We start from the raw sequence: 20372 nt of genomic DNA, 5'->3' as shown, positions 1-20372 counted from the left end.
TGTTTTTCCGGTCTTCCCTGTTCGGGGCCGTGGCCCTAAGCTCGCGCCCCATGCGTTCAAGGCCTTCATGAACTGGAACTTCCGCCTCCTGCGCGGGCTGGCCCGCCTCACCTTCGCCCAGCAGCTGATCCTGCTGGCGCTGGTGCCGGCGACGGCGGCCACGCTGGTGGCCATCGCGGTGCTCACGCGCCAGCACCTGGGCAACCTCACCGAGCTGATGCGCGCCAACGCGCAGACGGTGGCGCTGCAGGTGGCCACGGTGGCGCAGGCGCCGCTGGCACGCATGGACCGGCGCGCGCTGGCGCGCACCGCGCAGACGGGCACCTACCAGCCGCACGTGCAGCAGGTGCAGATCTGGACGGAAGACGGCGAGATCGTCGCCAACTCCGAGACCGTCGACCGCCGGCGCGGCGAAGGCCTGCAGGTGGTGGTGCCGATCGTCAGCGACGACGGGCGCCACAACGGCAAGGTGATGGTCGAGATCGGGCTGGACGCGGTGCAGAGCGCGCGCCGCTCGGTCTGGCTCAACGTGGCGCTGGTGCTGGCCATGAGCCTGCTGGGCGTGGGGCTGGCCGGCTGGTGGGCGGCGCGCCGCATCAGCGAGCCGATCCGCGCGCTGGGCGAGGCGGTCGACCGGCTCGGCGCGGGCGAGGCCGCCAGCGTGGCGATCGAAGGCACCTCGGAGGTGCGCCACCTGCAGCACGGCTTCAACCAGGCGGCGCGCGCACTCGCCGAAAGCCACCGGCTGCTGCAAAGCCGCATCAACGAGGCCACGGCCGAGCTGGCGCGCAAGAACCAACTGCTCGAGGTGGCCAGCCAGGCCAAGACGCGGCTGCTGGCCGCCGCCAGCCACGACCTGCGCCAGCCGCTGCATGCGCTCACGCTGTTCTCCGACGGACTGGCCAACGGCGAGACCGACCCGGTGAAGCTGCAGCGCATCGGCCACATCCGCGAGTGCGTGGATTCGCTCGACCGGCTGTTCTCGGAGCTGCTGAACCTGTCGCAGCTCGACGCCGGCGTGCTGCAGCCGCAGTGGGCCGACTTTCCGCTCGACCGTCTGTTCGACGAGATCAGCCGCAACTTCCGCCCCGTGGCCGAGCAGCAGGGCCTGCGGCTGGTGGTGCGCAAGACCGAGCTGTGGGTGCGCTGCGACTACGTGATGCTCTCGCGCATCCTCAACAACCTGGTGTCGAACTCGCTGCGCCACACGGTCGAAGGCGGCGTGCTGATCGGCGCGCGCGCCCGCGGCAAGGGCGTGCGCATCGACGTGGTCGACACCGGCGTGGGCATTGCCGCGCACCACCAGGCGCGGGTGTTCGAGGAGTTCTACCAGGTCGAGCCGGCCAGCCGCAGCAACGCGCCCGGCGGCGCGCGCGGCATGGGCCTGGGGCTGGCCACGGTGCAGCGGCTGGCCGAGCTGCTGAACACGCGCGTCGAGCTCAGCTCGCGCCTGAACAAGGGCACCTGCGTGCGCGTGCAGGTGCGCGCCGCGCCCGCCGCGCTGCCGGCGCCGGTGGCACCGGCACCCGCGGCGGCCAGCGCCGACGACGAGAGCAACGGCGACAGCCTGGCGGACCTGCGCATCCTGGTCATCGACGACGAGCGCACGATCCTCGAAGGCCTGAGCGTGGTGCTGTCCAACTGGGGCGCCACCGTGCTGGCCGCGCAGACGCGCGCCGAGGCGCTGGCGCTGGCCGACCACTGGGACACGCCGCCCGACGTGGTGGTGAGCGACCTGCTGCTGCAGGGCGGCGACAACGGCCTCGACGTGATCGCCGCGCTCGAGCGCCACCCCAACGGCATCGGCGCCGGCACCGCGCGCCTGCTGGTCACCGGCGAGACCAAGCCCGACCGCCTGCGCGAAGTGGCCGCCGCCGGCATCGCCGTGCTCTACAAGCCGGTGTCGCCGCGCGTGCTGCGCCAGGCGATCCAGGCGCAGCGCGCAGCCGCGCTGGTGATTGCGGCGGGCCTCTGACGCGGTACCTTCCCGGTAGGCGCCGGGTAGTCCTTCGGACATAGACCAAGCAGCCGCCGCGGTGTGATCTTCCTCACATGCGCAGGCCCTCGCGCATGCGGGCATAAGCCCTCCGCCTTATCGCGGGAAACAGGGCGCGTCCTTACATTGGACCATTGCCTCTCGCTGCACAAAGCAGTCCATGTCCGTCGCTGTGAACCCTCCCATTCCGCTTTTCTCCGGAAGAGTGCACCGTGCTGTCCACGCGCTGCTGGCCTTCGGCCTCGTGCTGTGCCTGGCCACCGCGCCGCGCGTGGCATCGACGGCCACGCTGACGGTGCTCGTCGGCGACGACCAGGCCGCATCAACCGAGTTCGTGCAGCAATTGCGCACCGGCCAGTCGGCCTCCGGCAAGTTCGAACTCGTGCGCATCGGACCGGGCGCCCCGGCCGCGGAGCCGGCCAGCACCGACACCGAGCCCGCCGCCAACACCGGCGTGCGCACGCGCAGCCTGCGCACCGCGAGCGATGCGGGCCTCACCGTGGCGGTGGGCACCGCCGCCGCGCGCGCCGCCCTCGAACGCCCCGGCGCCGAGCCGCTGGTGCTCGCGATGCTGAGCCGCCTCGACTACGAGACCCTGAAGGCCGCCAGCCCCACTGCCCTGCGGCGCGGCGACCGGCGCGTGGGCGTGCTGCTGCGCGACCCGGCCATGGCCGACCAGCTCGCGCTGGTGAACGCCGTGCTGCCGCAGAAGCGCCGCCTGGGCGTCATCGCCACGCCCGAATCCGAGCCGCTGGTGCGCGAGCTGCAGCGCGCCGCGCAGAACGCCAACCCGGCCTGGGACCTGCAGGTCGAGATCGCGCCCGACGCCCGCTCGCTGGCCACCGCGCTGCGCGCGCTGGTGCCGCGCAGCGACGCACTCATGGTGCTGCCCGACCTGATCGGCGACAGCCAGGCCGCCACGCTCTCGGTGCTGCATGCCGGCGCCGGCGCGGGCCTGCCGGTGTTCGGCGCCAGCGAGGGCCTGGTGCGCTCGGGCGGCCTGGCGGCGGCGGTCTCCACGCCCGGCCAGCTCGCGCAACAGGCGCGCCAGCTCGGACAGAAGGTGGCCAGCGCAGGCAGCACCGGCAGCGGCCCGCTGGTGGAAGCGGCCACGCCGGCCACCGTGCGGATCAACGCGACCGTGGCACGCGGGCTCGGCCTGCGTCCGCCGGAGGAACGGGAGCTCACCGAACGACTCGCAGCCCCGCGATGAGCACCACGCCGGTCCCCCCGAGCCCGCTGTCCCGCCCGACGGCGGCGGGAGCGGTCACGGCGACCGAATCCCCATCGCCCCCTCCACCACCGGCCGCCACTTCGCTGGTGGTGCGCGGCAACCTGCAGCGCGACCTGTTCCGCCTGGGCGTCGTGCCCTGCGCGGCGGTGGCGCTGGCGCTCACCGGCTGGTTCACGCACAACCGGCTGCAGACGCTCGAAGCCGCCTTCGACGCCGAAGGCCAGGCCGTGGCGAAACAAGTGGCGGCGATGTCCGACCTGAGCCTTTACGCAGGCGACCTGCCGGCCCTGCAGAACGTGGCCTCGGCCGCGTTGCGCGGCGGGCAGGTGACGCGGGTGGAGATCAGCAACAGCGCCGGCGTGTACGTCACGGCCGGGCCGAAGAACGAATCGCTCGCGCAGCTGCGCATGTTCAGTGCGCCGGTCACCTTGCGCGAAGCCTCGCGCGCCAGCGCCTTCGCGCCGGCCGGCTCCACCGCGGCGGGCGACACGCCCATCGGGCTGGTGCAGACCTTCCGCGACACCACCGCCTACACGCACGAGCGCAGCCGCTCGCTCATCGCCGGCATCGGCATCGCGCTGGTCGCGCTGCTGGCGGCCTGGGCCTCGGTGCGCCACATGGCGCGCACCGTGGCGCGGCCGCTGCGGCGCGTGTCGCGCACGGTGGCGGCACTGGAGGCCGGCCACTTCGAAGTGCGCTGCGACGTGGTCGAAGGCGGCACGCGCGGCACGCACGAGCTGGCGGTGCTCGCGCACGACATCGACCGCCTCGCCGAACGCCTGCAATACAACCGCCAGGTGAGCGAGGAGCGCGTGCGCGAAGCCACCGCCGTCGCGCTGCAGCGCATGGCCGAGGCCGAGCAGGCCGCCCTGTCGCGCGCGCGCTTCCTGGCCGCCGCGAGCCACGACCTGCGCCAGCCGCTGCATGCCATGGGCCTGTTCATCGACGGCCTCCTGCCCAGCGCCACCGAGGCGCAGCGCCCCGCCGTGCTGCGGCTGCAGGAGAGCACCGGCTTCATGGGCGTGCTGCTGGACGACCTGCTCGAAATTTCGCGGCTCGATGCGCAGGTGCTCACGCCCGCCATCACGCGCGTCTCGCTGGCCGCGCTGTTCGACCAGCTCGATGCGCAGCACGCCCCCGCCGCCAGCGCGGCACAGGTGCGGCTGCACTGGCGCGACCGCGGCCTGGCGGTGCGCAGCGACGCGGCGATGGTGCAGCGCATCGTCGGCAACCTGGTGGCCAACGCGCTGCGCCACGCACCCGAGGGCGGCACCGTGCTGGTGGCCGCGCGGCGCAGCCGGGCCGGCGTGCGCATCGAGGTGCGCGACAACGGCGTGGGCATCGCGCCCATCCACCAGGGCCGCATCTTCGAAGAGTTCTACCAGGTGGCCAACACCGAGCGCGACCGGCGCCGCGGCTTCGGCCTGGGGCTGGCGATCTGCGCGCGCATCGCCACCCTGCTGGGCACCCGCATCACCGTGCGCTCGGCGTTGCAGGCGGGCAGCACCTTCGCGTTCACGCTGCCGCCCGCGCGCAAGGCCGACGTCGCGCCGCCCGAGCCCGCACCGGTCGCACCGGCGCCGCTGGCCGGCCTGCGCTGCCTCGTGGTGGACGACGACCCCGCCATCCTCGACGGCACGCACGCGCTGCTCACGCAGTGGGGCTGCGAGGTCGAATGCGTCACCACCGGCGCCGAGGCGCTGGCGCGGCTGGGCACCGGCGACATCGTCTACGACGCCGTGCTGTGCGACCTGCAGCTGGCCGGCGACGCCGACGGCGTGGAAGTGATCGATGCCGCGCGCCGCCTGCAGCCCGGCGCGCTCGCCGTGCTGGTGTCGGGCGCCACCGGCCCCGAGGTGCTGCAGCGGCTGCGCCACGGCGGCGTGACGCTGTTGACCAAACCGGTGGCACCGGCCAAGCTGCGCGCACTGCTCACCACGCGGCGCCACGCGCCCGGCGCCTGACCCCGCATGCCCACCGCCATAGACCTGAAAGACGTCCGCCCCTTCGTCGCCACGCCCTGCCACGGCGGCGCGGTCGGCACCGAGTGCGTGCGCAGCCTGCTCGGCCTGGTGAACCTCGCGTGGACCCACGGCTTCGCGATGCAGACGCGCTTTCTCGACGGCGACAGCCTCGTCACGCGCGCGCGCAACCGGCTGGCCGCCGAGTTCCTGGCCGACACGCGCTGGACGCACCTGTTCTGGATCGACGCCGACATCGGCTTCGAGCCCGAGGCCGCGCTGCGGTTGCTGGGCGCGGGCCGCGACGTGGTGGCCGGCGTGTACCCGCACAAGAGCGACGGCTGGCCCGAAGGCGGCCTGCGCGCGCCGCTGCCGGCCGGCACCACGCGCGCCGACTTCGAGGCGCTGCATGCGGCGTTCCCGGTCAACGTGAACGATGCGGGCGCGCGCGTGGACGCCGATGGTTTTCTCGAAGTGCTGGACGCACCCACCGGCTTCATGCTGATCGCGCGCCGCGTGCTCGAACAGATGGCGCAGGCGCTGCCGGAGCTGCGCTACACGCCCGACCGCATGGACGACCCGGTCGTCGCGGCGCGGCCGCACTACCGCTTCTTCGACGTCTTCGCCGAACCGAACAACGGGCGCTACCTCAGCGAGGACTACGGCTTCTGCCGGCGCTGGCAATCGATCGGCGGGCGCGTGCATGTCGACACGCGCTCGCGGCTGTCGCACCAGGGCCTGCGCACCTACCGCGGCGACTTTGCGAGGACGCTGGGGCTGGGCGACTGAGCCGCTTGCAGGTCAGGCGGCAAGGTGCGGCGGTCGTAGTCGCGGTCGGGCTCGATGCGCATCAGCTGCAGCCCCGGCCCTTCTTCCGCGAGGTAGTCGTACCCGATGGCCTGGAACTGCCGCGCCGGATCGAGCCGCGTGTAGAGGTCGCGCCGCGCCACGCGGTCGGCGTGACGGATGCTCTTCAGGTGGTAGAGCCGGTAGCGGCTGTAGAACATCAGGCCGTGGCGCTGCGCATCGTCGGGCAGCCAGGGGCCGTGCAGGTCGGCGCTCAGTTCGAACGAGATCTGCTGCGGCAACCGGAACAGCCGCGCGCGCGACTTGCGGCCCCACGGGCCGTCGCTGCGCCAGGCGTCGGGCGAATTCCAGAGTTCGCAGGACACGAGCGACAGGCTGGCGAGCTGGTTGTCTGGCAGCGAATCGACGGTCGCGTGCAGGTGACTAAGGAACAACGTTTCGTAGCGCTCGTCGGCATCGCACACCAGCACCCAGCCTGCGCCGTGGCGGCGCGCGGCTTCGAGCAGGCGGCGCTTGTTCTCGTTCTCGCGCCAGACGTGCGTGCCGTCGTCGCACGGCGGGTTCGACAGCAGTTCCAGCAGCATCGGTTCGCGTCGCAGGATGTCGGCGGTGCCGTCGGTCGAGCCGTCGTCGAGCGCGACGATGCCGTCCACATGGCCGCGCAGGTGGTCGAGGCAGCCCGGCAGACAGCGCGCCTCGTTGCGCAGCTGCAGCACGCAGACGATGCGCAGCCGCGACGTGAGACGCGGTGCGATCGGCGGGCGCGCGCACCGCGGGCAATGAAAGGCGCTGGGCTCGTGGTGCAGCAGGCGCGCGCAGACCTCGCACTGGCGGCGCGAGCCCATCGGAACCACGGGTGCGGCGGCCAGCCAGGCCGGCGCTTCGGCGGGCCATGCACTGGCGCTGTCGTCGCGCGCGATGCGATGGAAATCACGGCCCCATCCGGCATCGCCCGCGCGCGCCTCGTGCGGCGTGCATTTGATCCAGTCGACGTCGCGGTCGAACTGCTCGCCGCCCGTGCGCGTTTCGTCCGACAGGTGCAGCAGGTGCGCGTCCGGGCAGGCCAGCAGCTGCCAGCCCGCCATCTCCAGGCGCACGCGCAGGTTGTCGTCGTCGCCGCCCCATTCTTCGAACGATTCGTCGTAGCCGTGCACCGCATCGAAGGCCTCTCGCGCGCAGCACAGTGAGCCGTAGAAGGTCTGCAGCAGCAGCGCGGGCGGCACCTGGCGCGCGAAGACGGTTTCGAGCGTGTCGGTGAGTTCGTCGAAGCGCGCGAAGCCGACGCGGCCGACCGCCACGCCGCGCGCGTGCCCCATCGCGGCGTGCAACAGCAGGGCCGGCGCATCGCCCACGTAGGCGGACTCGGGCGAATGGACCAGCACGAAGCGCCCCGCGCTGCCGCGCACGCCGGCGTTGATGGTCTTGCAGGGCGGGCGCCACGCATGCGCGACGTCGTTCACCAGAACCTTCCAGCGGATCTGCGGGAGGCGTGCGATCAGCGCCAGCACGCCCGCTTCCTCGCCCGGCTCGTCGAGCGCGAGCACGACCTCGATGCCGGGCCGCGCCCAATACCCCGCATTCATCGGCAGCACGCGCTCGAACTCGGCAAGCTTGCGGTAGAAAGGCAGCACGACGCTGAGCCAGGGACGGCCCGTGTCAGCCTCTCGACCTTCCGACGTCATGATGTTCACTGCATCGCTCCTTCGGCGATGACGCACTGGAGATGCCCATGCAAGGCTGCTACATCAACCTCGAGCGAAGCACCGAGCGCCGCGCCGCGATGGACGCGCAGTTGCAGCGGCTCGGGCTGACGAATGTCAGGCGGCACGCAGCCATCGACGCACAGGCACTCGCGCCCGGCAACACGGCGATCACGCCGGGCGAGCGCGCCTGCTTCCTCTCGCACACCGAAGCCCTCACCCGCGCGAACCCCTGCGAAGCGCTGCTGGTGCTCGAAGACGACGCGCAGCTCAGCGATGCCCTGCCGACCGTGCTGCGCAGCGGCGCGCTCGCACAACTCGAAGCGGAAGGCTGCGACATCGCGTTCCTCGAATGCCAGCCTGTGACCTCGACGCAGCACCTGCTCGCGCTCTGGCACAGCCTGCAACGGCGCCTGCCGCCGCAAGGAAGTGGTGCGCCGCGCCATGCACTGTCGGGCATCGACTTTCTCGACGCGCGCACGCTCTACAACTGGGGCGCGGTCGCCTACCTCGTCACACCGAAGGGCCTGCGCGTGCTGCCCGCGCTGCTGCAGGAAGCGCTCGCGCACGGGCCATTGCAACCGTACGACCTGACGCTGGGCAGCTTCCTGCGCGACGGCCACCTGCAAGGCGTGGTGCTCTCGCCCTTCCTCGCCACGCCGGCATGGGGCAGCCATGCCGACAGCACCCTCGGCAGCCCCGCGGAATCGGCGGCGCACGACGTTCTCGGCGGTGCGCTGCGGCGCCTGTTCTTCGCCGGCCCGCTCGACGGCCTGGAGGCCCATGCCGCGCCGTGGCGCCACGCCCCGCTCACCGACGACCCGCAACTGCGGCTGCTCGCGGACCTGATGGCGCAGCTCTTCGTGCTCACGGCCCGCGATCACGCGCCGCGCTGACACCTTCTCAGAAATCCGAACAGCCGTTGCGCCGCTCGGTGTTCACGCAGCTCAGCAGGTTGGGCCGCGAGCGCACGCGCGACCATTCGCGCGCCAGCACGTCGGCGCCCTGCTGCGCGCGGTCGCCGTCCAGCGGCCCGGTGGCCAGGCAGATCGGCGCCTGGCCGATGTTCCGGTCGTACAGGTACGAGGTCAGCGGCTCGCGCACCACGTCCACCGAAGGCAAGAGCGGCAGGCCGCTCACACGCAGCTGGCCCGGCACCACGCGCACCGCATAGCCCTCGGCCGAGGTGAAGCTGCCGTTGATCGGGTACAGGCCCGTCGGGCTGCCCGGCAGCGCCGGCGAGAACATCGAGCCGCTGAAGCCCGCGCCGGTGTCGCCCAGGATCAGCCCCGTGAGGCTGTAGATGAAGAACGGGTTGGGCGCCCCCACCGTGCGCGAAGCGTCGGCGATCACGACCGTGGCCGTCGGCTGCTGCGCGTAGATGAAGTGGTTGTCGCCCGGCGTCACGGTCACGGTGCACAGGCCCAGGTAGGCGCAGTGATAGAAGTTGGGCAGCGGGCCCGAGCCAGCCAGGCCGCCGCGCGTTTCGCCCACCCAGGTGTCGGCCCACACGCGCCACAGCGCACCCGAGATGCCATGGCCGCCCGGGTTCTGGAAGCGCGCCGCCGCCACGAGGTCGGTGCCGCTGGTGCTGCTGACCGGCGCGCCGAGCGTGAGGTCGCCGCTCAGCGTGCGCACGAACACGGTGTTGGCGGCCATCGAGTCGGCCGAGGTGACCTGCGGCAGGTTGCCCGCCGCATCGAAGCCCGTGACCGACACCGGCCCGATGGTGACCGCGTTCGCGTCCACGTAGGCAAAGCCGCCCGCCGCGCCGCCGCCGACCGTGGTCACGTCGTTGCCCGGATTGCGCAAGTCGACACTGCCGTTGCGCGAGCGCGCGAGCAGCGCACCCGCCGTGATCGTGCCCGCGCCCGACTGGCTCACGTTGCCGCCCGACAGCAGTCCCAGCGTCGCGGCCGAGACCGGCGCGTTGAGCGCGATGCCGCCGCCACCGCCTTCGTTCTGCAGGGTGAGCGCGCCGGAGGTCGTGAGCGCGCCCGCCACCGTGATGGCGCCCGCGTGCGTGGTGCTGCCTGCGACGATAGTCGGCGCCGACAGCTGCGCGAACTCCGCGCCCGACACCGAGAAGCCGTTGACCGTCGGCCCGCCCAGCACGATGGGCGTGGCCGTGTCGTCCGACGCGACCATGTTGACATCGACCCCGCCCGGGCGCAGGTCGATGGTGCCGGCCGCGACCACCGGCGCCTCGATCACGATCGAATCGCCGCTGCCGTCGTTGCTCGCGCGCAGCAGCACGTTGCCGCTGCTGCGAATGCCGGGCAGCGCACCCGGCGCGGTCGGCGCACCGCCGGCCTGCAGCACGACGCCACGCCCACCGTTCTGCGAACGGCCCGTGACCTCGATGTTGCCGCCGCCCGTGGTGACGAGCTGCGCGCCGTTCTCCAACCGCACGCCGCTGTCTTCGGTCACGCCCGGCGCCGAGGGGTCGTTGTTGAAGTTGTAGCCGCGCACCGCGATGTTGCCGCTGCCGGTGGTGATGGAACTGCCGCCGTTGATGAGCACGCCGTGCGCCGCCGCGAAGGTCGACGAGGCTTGGCGCCGCGCCACGCCCTGCACCGTGACGTTGCCGCTGGTGGTGCTGATGGTGCTCGGCCCGATCTGGCCGCTGGTGATGACCACGCCGCTGTCCCAGGTGGTCGAGGTGCCGCGGATGTCCACGTTGCCGGTGGCGCTGGCGATGCGCGCGCCCTGCAGCAGCACGTCGCCGCCTTCGATGCGCACGTTGCCGCCCGCGCCCGCGTTGCTCTGGCCGACGCGCGTGTCGACCTGCACGTCCTGCGTGAGGATCACGGTGCCGGTGGGCGCGCCGGGCTGGCCGCTGAGCAGCGACACGTTGCCGCCGTCGGTGACGACCTGCCCGCCGTTCAGGCGGATGAAGCCGCTGCCAGGCGTGCCCGTGCCCAGCGCGTTCATCGTCACGCTGCCGCCCTGCGTGAGGATGTTGCCCCCGAAGTCGATGAAGCCGCTGTTGCCCGAGGGCGTGCCGTCGGGGTTGACGCCCGCGTTCATCACCACGTTCAGGTCGTCGCCGCCGGTCGCGCGGATGGTGGTGCCCGGCGTGCGCGTCTGGATGCCGCTGGCGGCGTCCAGCTGCAGCGTGAGCGGGCCCTTGGAGCCGGTGTAGTTGATGTCGACGTCGGCATCGAGCGTGATGACACCGCCACCGCCCGTGCCGGTGCCCGTCGTGATCTTCACGCTGGTGCCGCCGTTGAGCGCGGTGTTGATGTCGCCGTCCTGGATGGTCGAGTTGGCGACCGCGTCGTAGGGGTTGGTCGGCAGCGTGCCCGCGGCCGTGCCATGGGCGATGGTGAGGTCGAAGGGGTCGATGAACCACTGCCCCGCCGCGCCCACCGGTGCCGACGCGTCGACGCGCGCGCCGCGCAGGTCGAAGCGCCCGGCCGAGGTCTCGATGCGCCCGCCGTCGCCGCCGGCCGCGCCGCCGCGCGCCGAGAGCTGGCCGTGCGCGCGCAGCGACTCGGTCGCCACCACCTTGATGCTGCCGCCGTTGCCCGCGCCCGTGCCCGCGTTGGCTTCCAGGCGCGTGTTGCCGCCGACGGCGATGGCGTTGGTGGCCGCGATGTCGATGCTGCCGCCGCCGGTCGCGCCACTGGCGTCCAGGCGCGCCACCGCGGGCGAGCCGTCGGAGTTCGTGGCGCCGTCGATCAGCACGTTGCGCCCTTGCACCGAGATGCTGCCGCCCTTGCCGCTGTCGCTGGCCACCGAAGCCAGCGTGCCGACGCTGGTGCCCACGCCGGAGATGAAGGTGACCATGCGCATCGAGATGTCGGTGCCCTGGGCGTCGATGGCGATGGTGCCGCCGTCGGTGCGCAGCGCCGTCGGATGGTCGGCGTCGGCCGTGACGGCCACGCCGTAGGTGGGCGTGGTGGACGGCGTGATGATGATGTCGGGGCTGCCGAGCGTGGCGCTGAAGCCTTCGCTGCCCGCGTGGCCGATCACGTCGATGCGCCGGCCCGCGCCGGCCGAGACCGCGCCCCGGATAGCGACGCCGTTGCCGCCGCCGGCCGACATGTTCCCCGCCGCAAAGCCCGTGTCGGTGCGCAGGCCGTCGAGGTTCGCGCCCTGGCCTTCGATGCGCACGTCGCGCTCGCCGGCGACGGTGGCATCGTCGATGACGACCGCCGTGCTGGCGCCCACCGCGGCCCCGCCGATGTTGGAGGTCCAGGTCGGGCCCTGGCCCTTGATGCCGATATCGCCCACGGACTTCAGCACCGCACCGCTGCCGATGGCCACGCCGCTGCGCCCGTAGCCCGCGAGGCCGTCGAGCTGCAGGCCGCCGGTGCCCGCTTCGACCGTGCCGCCCGTGATCGACACGCCGTTGCTGCCGCGGAAGATGAAGTCGCTGTTGTCCTGGTCGTCGATCCAGGTGCGGCCCTGGCCGCGCATCGCGATGCGGCCTTCGCCGCCGGTGGTGACCTGGCTGCCGGCGAGCGTCACGCCGTCGCGCCACACGAAATCGCCGGTGTCACCACCGAGCGGGACGATGCCACCGATGGCGCGGCCGTTCTGCGCGTCGCCCTGGCCGAAGAAGCGCACGTCGCCGCCGTTGGCCGTGATGGTCGCGCCGGTCAGCACGATGGCGCCCGCATAGTCGGTCTCCGCAGAAGGGTTGCCGCTGCTGTTGTTGATGTTCTTCGCGTTGGTGGCGACGCGGCCGGCCGCGTCGGCGTTGAAGTCGACGTGCAGCGCGCCTTGCTGCGATGCGATGGCCGAGCCCTCGTTCATCACGATGCTGCCGGCCGAATCGACGCGCAGCCGCGCCGTGCCGCCTTCGCTCTTGACGACCTGCACGCCGGGCGCAAAGGTCACGCCCGCGCCGAGGCCGGTGCGCCCGCTCGCCAGCGTCACGTCGGTGCCGCGGCCCAGCGTGTCGCCGACACTGCCGGCGCTCACGGAACCGCCGGTGAAGGCCGGCAGTTTGCTGTCATACGCCGGCACGTTGCCGGCCTCGACGATGCCCAAGTCGGACTGCTTCGCGCTCACGCGCCAGCTGCCGTTGGCGCCGCCTTGCGAACCGCCGCCCGCGTCCACACGCACGGCCTGCACACGCACCGCATCGGCTTCGTTGGAGATCGCACCGCCCTTGCCGGCGCCCGCACCGCGCGCGGTCATCTCGCCGTAGGCCTGCAGCCGCGACTCGCGCTCGGGCGCCGGATCGGCCTCGCCGACCAGGGCCTGGCCCTGGGCACTGGCCGTGGTGACGGTGCCGCCCGCGCCGCCCGTGGTGGCGTCGGCGCGCAGCACCGAGGTGGACGACAGTGCCACGTCGTAGCCATGCACCGACACGCTGCCGCCGCCGGCCTGGCCGCTGGCATCGATCACCGCGCGCTGGTCGCCGCCGCCGGTGCCTTCGATGCGCACCTGTCCCGCCGCGATGCGGATGGTGCCGCCGCGCTGCCCCGCCCCCATGCCGGTGGCGTCGAGCGTGCCGCCGTTCATCTCGATGCGGTTGTTGCTGCCGGCGCCGAGCACGATCTCGCCGTTGACGTTCTCCAGCGTGCGCGCGCGCACCGTGCCCGACTGGTTCACCACCAGCTCGCCCGCCGTGGTGGAACTGCCGATGAGCATCACGCGCCCGCCGTCGGCCTGCAAGGTGGCGCCTGCGGCGTTCACCACCTTGGCACTGGTGGCCATGGCATCGGCCGCGACCACGAGGTTGGTGAGCCCGTCGTTGCCCAGGTCGAAGCTGATCCTGCGGCCCGAGGCCAGTGCGACGGTGCCGCGGTTGGCGGTGATGCTGCCGGTGTTGGTCACTTCGGCGCCCATCAGCACCACGGGGCCGCCGGTGGCGGTGAGCACGCCGGCGTTGCTCACCACCTTGGCGTTGGCGTCGTCGCGCAGGAAATCGAGCTTGGTGCTGGCAGCAGTGAGGAAGTCGTTGTCGGTGGTGTTCAGTGCCAGCGTGGAGGCCACGAGACCGCCCACGTTGACCGTCGCGCCCTGGCTGAACACCACGCCGCTCGGGTTGATGAGGAACACGCGCCCGTTGGCCGTGAGCTGGCCGGCGATGGTCGAGAGCTCGCCGCCCGTCACGCGGTTGAGCAGGATGCTGGACGCGCCCATCGACTGACTGATGTTGACCGCGTCCTTGGCACCGATGGAGAAGCTGTTCCAGTTGATGATCGCGCGCAGCGATGACTGCGAGATGCCCAGCGCCTGTCCGCCCACGCTGGTGGCCGACGTGGTGGTTCCCACGGTCACGCCGCCCTGCGTGGTGTAGCCGTTCGGGCCGAAGCTCGGCAGGATGGTTTGTGCCAGCGCCGGGGCCAGGCCCATGCAGGCAATCGAAAGCGCCAGCGGACGCAGCGGATGCCGGGGTTGGAAGGTGGTGCGGGGCTTCATGGTCAGAACGCCTTCTGCAGCTGCACGTACAGCCGCGGGTTGCGCCCGCCGCCGTCGGTCTGCGCGGGCGGTGTGCCGGCGCGCCAGGCGAGCGTGGCGTTGATCGAGAAGTTGCCCGGGCGCGACCAGCTCAGGCCGATGCCGTAGCCGCGCAGGCTGTGGGAGTTCTCGCCGTCGAAGGGCGAGGGATGGCGCGCGATGCGTCCGCGCGCCGCGTCGTAGAACAGGTAGGGCGTGATCTCGTCGGTCGCGGCCCAGCGGTATTCGAAGGTGCCGATCAGGCCCTGGTCCACCAGCAGTTCGCCCGAGGGGTAGGCGCGCACCGCGCGCGCGCCGCCGAGCGCGAGTTTTTCCGAGGCGTCGAGGTTCTTGCTGGCCCACTGCCCACCGACCGAGAAGTACAGCGAGTGGCGCGGCACGATGGCCTGCAGGCGCGACACCTGGAAGCTCAGCTTGGTGAAGCCGCCTTCGGTGTGGCGCCCGCCGAACTGCTGGTCGGACTGGAAGCTCTGCGCGTCGCGGATCGACAGGTCGCCGTGGTACAGCGTGCCCGAGCTGGCCCAGTAGCCGCCGCCCAGCACCTCGTCGCGCCGCTCCCAGGCCCAGCCGATGCCGAAGCCCTGCACGCGCTTCTTCGCCGTGAAGTCCACGCCGCGCAGCTCGTCGGTGAGGTCCTTCACGTCGGCCGTGAGGCGCAGGAACAGGTTCTGCTGACGCTGGCGGATCAGCGGGTAGTTGAGCGACACGTCGAGCACGTCGGCGCGCCCGCGCGCGTCGAGGTCGACGAACTTGCCGCCCAGGTCGTAGCTCACGCGCGAGATGCCGATGCCCGCGCGCAGGCCGCTGGTGCCCAGCGGCGCCTCGTACGACACACGGCCGTACTGCAGCGCGTTGCTGTTGGACAGCAGCAGGCGCGCATCGAGGTTGTCGCCGATGCCGAAGGGGCTGAGCCAGCGCGCCGTGCCGCCCACGCGGTAGCGCCCTGCCTCCTTGGTGCCGTGGTTGTCGGCTTCGGCCGAGAAGGCCCAGCGCGCGCCGGCCTCGACCTCGACCGACAGGTCGGTGGTGCCCGCCTGTGCGCCTTCCTGCAGGCTCGACGACACCTTGAGGCCGGGCTGATCCGACAGCAGCAGCATGGCGCGCTCGTAGGCCGGCGCGTTCACGGCCTCGCCCGGCTGCAGCGCCGCCAGGAAGCCGCGCACGCGCGCCTCGCTGATCGGCGCCTCGGGCGCCACCAGCACCTCGACCTTGCCGAGCCGGCCTTCGATGATGCTGATCTCGACGATGCCGTCGCGCACGGTCTGCACCGGCACCACCGCCTGCGCGAGAAAGTAGCCGCGTTCCTTGTAGCGCGTGGTGATCGCCTGCGCGAGGCCTTCGAGGTCGCCGAGCGTGACGTCGCGGCCAATGTACGGCGCGGTGATGGTCTGCAGTTCTTCGTTGCTCAGCGCCTTCACGCCGTTCAGGCGCAGGTCGGTGAGCTTGAAGCTGCCCGCGCCTGCTGCAGGCCGGGGCGGCGCGGGCAGGGTTTGCGGCGCGACGGCGCCGGTGGCCTGCGCCACGGGGCGGTCGCAGCTGCCGCACGGGTCCTTGGTGGGCAACAACGTGGTGGCTTCCTGCGCATGGGCGCGGGGCATGGCGACCCACAGCGTGGCGCCGACGAGTGCCATGGCGGCGAGAGCGACCGGCGTGGGCCGTGGACGAAGGCGGATCGCAGGGGCCATGGCAGTGCTTCTTTGCAGGAGGGAGCGTGGCGAAGACATGGTCAGCTTCCCACCGTGAGGCGCCAGTTGCCGATCAGGTTGAACGGCGCCCAGAAGAAGGGGTGGGACATCTTGGGGTCCTTCAGCACGGCCAGTTGCCCGGCCTGCATCGCCTTCTGGATGTCGCGGCCCTTGGCGAGCTCGCCGTAGAGCGTGCCCATGAGCACGGCGGTGGCGTCGTCCGACACGGGCCACAGCGAGGCGATGAGGCTGGAGCTGCCGGCCGAGAGGAACGAGCGCGTGAAACCCAGCACCTCGTCGCCCTGCGCGATGCGCCCCAGGCCCGACTCGCAGGCCGACAGCGTGACCAGCGCAGTGCCGTCCATCGGCAGCGCGAGGATCTCGTGCGCCTCGAGAAAGTTCTGCTTGCCGCCTTCGTTGGCCAGCAGGATTCGCGAGTACAGCGGATCGACCTCGTCGGCCTCGGCGTGCGCCGCCACGTGCATCAGCGGCGAGCGCGAGGCCACATCGCGGAACTGCGTCTTGGTGGCGGCGGCGCCCATGTACACCGTGTTGCGCGGGAACAGCTGCGCGAGCTGCTTCACTTCGGTCTCGGCGCCGGGCAGGTCGTACTTGTCCTCGATGCGCGGATTGCCGAAGGCCGTGAGCGACGCGTTCACGCGCGGCGTGCGCTGCGCCAGCTGCACCGCGATGCTGATCGACGGCGCCACCGACACCGGGTGCGTCTCGATGAGGTAGCGCCCGTCCAGGCGCAGCGCCTGGAACGGCAGGTAGTGCAGCGGCCCGTGCGGCACCACCACCACGCGCTGGCCCGGCGCCAGGCCCAGCGGGCCGAGCAGCGCGGCGCCGAGCTTGTCGGCGTTGGTGATGGCCGCGCGGCGGCCGCGCACGATCGAGTTGCGGAAGGTCTCGACGAGTTCAGTGAGCTCCTCGCGCTTCACCGCGATGCGCTTTTCGACAATGCTGTCCGGCCCCACGACCCAGACCATCAGGCGGTCGGGCAGCGCGTGGTACTGCACCACGCGCTCGTCGGCCGCCAGCGTGCGCTGCAGCGCGGCCACGCCGACCGTGCCGGCCGACGATTCGCTGAGCTTGGCGCGCCCGCGCACCGCGTCGAGCAGCGCACGCGAGCGGCTGTGCTCGCTCACCTCGAAGGCGCGCTGCGGATCGCCCGCTTCGCTGTACACCGCCACGCCGCGTTCGAACACCGACTGCAGGTCGGAGAACAGGCCCATCTTCACTTCTTCGCTGCGAAAGCGCGCGCGCACCTGGTCGACGTCGGCGAGCGCACGGCCCGCGGCCTCGGCGGCGGCCTGCTTCTGGCCCAGCGCGAGTTCGCTGCGCGCCACGCCGTCCCAGGCCCAGAGCCGGTAGTAGGCGGTGTCGGTGCCGACCTGGCGCGTGGTGAGCGCGCGGTACTTGTCGCGTGCCTCGGCCGGCTTGTTCTCGGCCAGCAGCAGGCGGGCGCGCGTGCGTTCGAGCTGCGCGGCCAGCGGCGCTTCGCGCGGCTCGGCCATGTCGCCGAGCACCTGGCGTGCGCGTGCCGCGTCACCCGATTCGATGAGCGCGTTGACCAGCGAGGCCTGCACCAGCGGCGCATAGCGCGGCGAGCTGTTGGCCAGTGCCTCGTCGTAGCTGAGCACCGCACCGGCGAAATCGCCGCGCCGCGTGCGCACGTCGCCGATCACCTTCTGCACCGGGCCGACCACCAGCTTGGGGTCGCGCGCGGTGTGGCGCAGCGCTTCGCGCGCGAACTCCTCGGCCTTCTCGAGCTGACCCGAGTAGCTGTAGACGATCGCCAGGTCGCGGTTGGCCACGGCGCGCAGGTTCGGGTCGCTGGTGGCGTTGGCCAGGTGCAGCGCCTTGCTCGCGGCGCGCACGCTCTGGCGGAACTCGCCCGCCTCGGCCAATGCGACCGCCTGGCTGCAGTATTGATAGCCCGAGAGCTTGACCGCGTCCTGCCCGTAGAGCACCGCGCCTTCGCTGGTCAGGGCCAGCAGCGTGTCGGTGTCGGCCAGCCGCGCCTGCGCCATCCGGTCGGCCGCGGCTTCGGCATTCGGGCCGCCCGCCGAAGCAGCGGGAGTTGCAGGTGGTGGCGCGGGACGTTGTGCCTGCGCCGAAGGGCCGCCGGGACCCAGAAGCAGCACACCCACCAGGCCGACCGCACCGGCAAGACCGGCACGGCGACGCGCCGGATGCGCACATCCCCATCTCGAAAACCACGCCATTGAACCCCCTCGACCCATGCACTCGCTGCCGCGAACGCTCGACGCCGCGGGAGTGCGCGCCGTTCAGGCCTCGTGGGAAAGTCTAGGAGCGGGTGTTCACCTCGCCTATTCGCAATACGGTCTAGCGCAAATGGCGTAGAGCCGGTTCACGCTAGGCGGGCACGCTGTCGATGTTGAGCCGGTCCCAGTGCCGGTGCTTCGCGATCGCTGCAATGAAGTCGTGCGCAATCTGCGTCGCCGCCGTGGCGTCGCCCAGGTTCGTGACAGGCGTTTCGGCCACCACCACGCCAGCTGGCGCCTCGCCCTCGGGCGTGACGCCCAGCGTGGCCAGCAGTTGCACGCCCTCGCCCACCGCGCAGATCGCCTTGCAGTGCTTGTAGGCCTCGAGAACGAAGTGCACGGCATCGCCCTGCGCCGCAAGCGCAGCGGCGCCCTCGGCGCCTGCAGGCACGAGCACGGCGTCGAACAACACCGAGGCGGTGTTGGTGAAGGTCATGTCGACGTCGATCTGGCGTTTCGACGCGCTGGCCACGGTGCCGAGCTTCGGGCCCACCACCTTGCACAGCACGCCCACCTGCTCCAGCGCGTCGCGGATCGGCTTGAGCGAGGCCGAGTCGACGCCGTCGGCCACGAGGATCGCGACCTTGCGCGTGCGCACCACACCGTCGGCGCTGCCGTCGCTCATGCGCAGCGCGGGCGATTCGTCGATGGGCAGTTCGATGCGGTGTTCGCGAAAGCCCGAGTACCCTGCGGCCGCTTTCGCGTCGGGCTCGCCGATGCCCAGCGGCTCGGCCACGCGGCGCGCGAGCTTTTCATCCACGTGCGCGAGGTTGTCGACCATGCGCTGGCGGATCGCGGGCACTTCGAGCTTCGACAGCTCGAAGCGAAAGGCCGCGACGATGTGCTCCTTCTCGGCCATGCTCTGGCTGTTGAAGAACAGGCGCGCCTGCGTGAAGTGGTCGTCGAACGACGGGCTGCGGCGCCGCACCTTCGGCGACTCGATCTCTTCGGGGAAGGACTGGAAGCCGTGGCTGCCGCCGTCCACGCGGAACTCGGTGCCGCTGCCCAGCGTGTTGGGTTCGTAGGCGACCTGGCCGCGCGCGATGGTCTGGCGGTGCATGCCGTCGCGCTGCATGTTGTGGAACGGGCACACGGCCTTGTTGATCGGCAGCTCGTGAAAGTTGGCGCCGCCCAGGCGCGAGATCTGCGTGTCGGTGTAGCTGAACAGGCGCCCCTGCAGCAGCGGGTCGTTGCTGAAGTCGATGCCGGGCACGACGTGGCCCGGGTGGAAGGCCACCTGCTCGGTCTCGGCGAAGAAGTTGTCGGGGTTGCGGTTGAGCACCAGCTTGCCGATGCGTTGCACGGGCACCATCTCTTCGGGGATCAGCTTGGTGGGGTCGAGCAGGTCGAAGCCCAGCGACTCGGCCTTGTCGGGCGCGATGAGCTGCACGCCGAGTTCCCACTCGGGAAAGTGGCCCTGCTCGATGGCTTCCCAGAGGTCGCGGCGGTGGAAGTCGGGGTCCTTGCCGGCGATCTTCTGTGCCTCGTCCCACACGAGGCCGTGCACGCCGAGCTTGGGCTTCCAGTGGAACTTCACGAAGTGGCTCTCGCCGCGCGCGTTGACGAAGCGGAAGGTGTGGACGCCGAAGCCTTCCATCATGCGCAGGCTGCGCGGAATGGCGCGGTCGCTCATGGCCCACATCAGCATGTGGGTGCTCTCGGGCATGAGCGAGGCGAAGTCCCAGAAGGTGTCGTGCGCGCTCGCGGCCTGCGGCATCTCGTGGTGCGGCTCGGGCTTGACGGCGTGGATGAGGTCGGGGAACTTCATCGCGTCCTGGATGAAGAACACGGGGATGTTGTTGCCCACGAGGTCGTAGTTGCCCTCGCGCGTGTAGAACTTGACGGCGAAGCCGCGCACGTCGCGCACGGTGTCGGCCGAGCCGCGCGAGCCGGCCACGGTCGAAAAGCGCACGAACACGGGCGTCTTCGCATCGGGGTCCTGCAGGAAATCGGCGCAGGTGTACTGCGACATCGACTGGTAGACCTGGAAGTAGCCATGCGCTGCCGAGCCGCGCGCGTGCACGGCGCGCTCGGGAATGCGCTCGTGGTCGAAGTGCGTGATCTTCTCGCGCAGGATGAAGTCTTCGAGCAGCGTCGGCCCGCGCACGCCCGCCTTGAGCGAGTTGTGGTTGTCGGGAACCTGCAGGCCCTGGTTGGTCGTCAGGTGCGTGGGGTGCTCGGTGGTGAAACCCTCGAGCTGCAGCTGCTTGGCGTTGGCGCCGTCACCGGTCTTGGCGGTGCTGGCGCGGCGGCCTGCGGCGGCCTTGTTCTGGGGGGACAT

The 20372-nt window shown here is 71.6% G+C and carries 10 protein-coding genes; 5 read left to right on the top strand and 5 right to left on the bottom strand.

Translation table 11 applies throughout. From position 1 onward, the window contains the following. The first annotated feature begins 67 nt into the window (after positions 1-67). From AC1RAD_RS01995 to AC1RAD_RS01980, 4 genes are all read left to right on the top strand, one after another. Positions 68-1975 (top strand): ATP-binding response regulator, encoded by a 1908-nt coding sequence (locus AC1RAD_RS01995; RefSeq protein ID WP_307697131.1) that lies wholly within the window; start codon positions 68-70, stop codon positions 1973-1975. Between the two features lie 226 nt (positions 1976-2201). Further along, complete coding sequence (locus AC1RAD_RS01990; RefSeq protein ID WP_492733640.1) at positions 2202-3209, top strand: ABC transporter substrate binding protein; 1008 nt, start codon at positions 2202-2204, stop codon at positions 3207-3209. Continuing rightward, entirely contained in the window at positions 3206-5194 is a 1989-nt protein-coding gene (locus AC1RAD_RS01985) for a hybrid sensor histidine kinase/response regulator (protein ID WP_492733638.1), read from the top strand. Before AC1RAD_RS01990 ends, AC1RAD_RS01985 begins: the two co-directional genes overlap by 4 nt. A gap of 6 nt (positions 5195-5200) precedes the next feature. Further along, positions 5201-5980: a hypothetical protein gene (locus AC1RAD_RS01980; RefSeq protein ID WP_492733636.1), complete on the top strand. Its 780-nt coding sequence runs from the start codon at positions 5201-5203 to the stop codon at positions 5978-5980. Here AC1RAD_RS01980 and AC1RAD_RS01975 read toward each other — a convergent pair. After that, positions 5938-7680, bottom strand: coding sequence for a galactosyltransferase-related protein (locus AC1RAD_RS01975; RefSeq protein ID WP_492734539.1), 1743 nt, complete (start codon positions 7678-7680; stop codon positions 5938-5940). The two genes, AC1RAD_RS01980 and AC1RAD_RS01975, sit on opposite strands and share 43 nt — an antisense overlap. Before the next feature lie 47 nt (positions 7681-7727). Here AC1RAD_RS01975 and AC1RAD_RS01970 point away from each other — a divergent pair, with 47 nt between their 5' ends. After that, positions 7728-8594, top strand: a complete 867-nt coding sequence (locus AC1RAD_RS01970; RefSeq protein WP_492733634.1) for a glycosyltransferase family 25 protein — start codon at positions 7728-7730, stop codon at positions 8592-8594. 7 nt (positions 8595-8601) lie between these two features. Here AC1RAD_RS01970 and AC1RAD_RS01965 read toward each other — a convergent pair whose 3' ends face one another. The 4 genes from AC1RAD_RS01965 to AC1RAD_RS01950 all read right to left on the bottom strand — a co-directional run bounded on the left by AC1RAD_RS01965 (position 8602) and on the right by AC1RAD_RS01950 (position 20372). Beyond that, positions 8602-14079: a two-partner secretion domain-containing protein gene (locus AC1RAD_RS01965; RefSeq protein WP_492733632.1), complete on the bottom strand. Its 5478-nt coding sequence runs from the start codon at positions 14077-14079 to the stop codon at positions 8602-8604. Positions 14080-14081: 2 nt separating this feature from the next. Then, the gene (locus AC1RAD_RS01960) at positions 14082-15803 is read right to left on the bottom strand and encodes a ShlB/FhaC/HecB family hemolysin secretion/activation protein (protein ID WP_492733630.1); all 1722 of its coding nucleotides are present in this window, start codon (positions 15801-15803) and stop codon (positions 14082-14084) included. Between the two features lie 41 nt (positions 15804-15844). Further along, on the bottom strand, positions 15845-17956 hold the full coding sequence (locus tag AC1RAD_RS01955) for a CHAT domain-containing protein (protein WP_492733628.1): 2112 nt from the start codon (positions 17954-17956) through the stop codon (positions 15845-15847). Positions 17957-18182: 226 nt separating this feature from the next. Beyond that, complete coding sequence (locus tag AC1RAD_RS01950) at positions 18183-20372, bottom strand: catalase (protein WP_159278722.1); 2190 nt, start codon at positions 20370-20372, stop codon at positions 18183-18185.

It is taken from the genome of Variovorax sp. GW823-FHT04B03, assembly GCF_058796495.1.
Note: the sequence above shows the minus strand (reverse complement) of the source record. Positions and strands in the feature narration are given on the sequence as shown.

Coding starts and splice junctions, on each gene's coding strand:
- AC1RAD_RS01975 (WP_492734539.1), bottom strand. CDS start 7,680: ATGACGTCGGAAGGTCGAGAGGCTGACACGGGCCGTCCCTGGCTCAGC.
- AC1RAD_RS01980 (WP_492733636.1), top strand. CDS start 5,201: ATGCCCACCGCCATAGACCTGAAAGACGTCCGCCCCTTCGTCGCCACG.
- AC1RAD_RS01950 (WP_159278722.1), bottom strand. CDS start 20,372: ATGTCCCCCCAGAACAAGGCCGCCGCAGGCCGCCGCGCCAGCACCGCC.
- AC1RAD_RS01995 (WP_307697131.1), top strand. CDS start 68: ATGAACTGGAACTTCCGCCTCCTGCGCGGGCTGGCCCGCCTCACCTTC.
- AC1RAD_RS01960 (WP_492733630.1), bottom strand. CDS start 15,803: ATGGCCCCTGCGATCCGCCTTCGTCCACGGCCCACGCCGGTCGCTCTC.
- AC1RAD_RS01965 (WP_492733632.1), bottom strand. CDS start 14,079: ATGAAGCCCCGCACCACCTTCCAACCCCGGCATCCGCTGCGTCCGCTG.
- AC1RAD_RS01985 (WP_492733638.1), top strand. CDS start 3,206: ATGAGCACCACGCCGGTCCCCCCGAGCCCGCTGTCCCGCCCGACGGCG.
- AC1RAD_RS01970 (WP_492733634.1), top strand. CDS start 7,728: ATGCAAGGCTGCTACATCAACCTCGAGCGAAGCACCGAGCGCCGCGCC.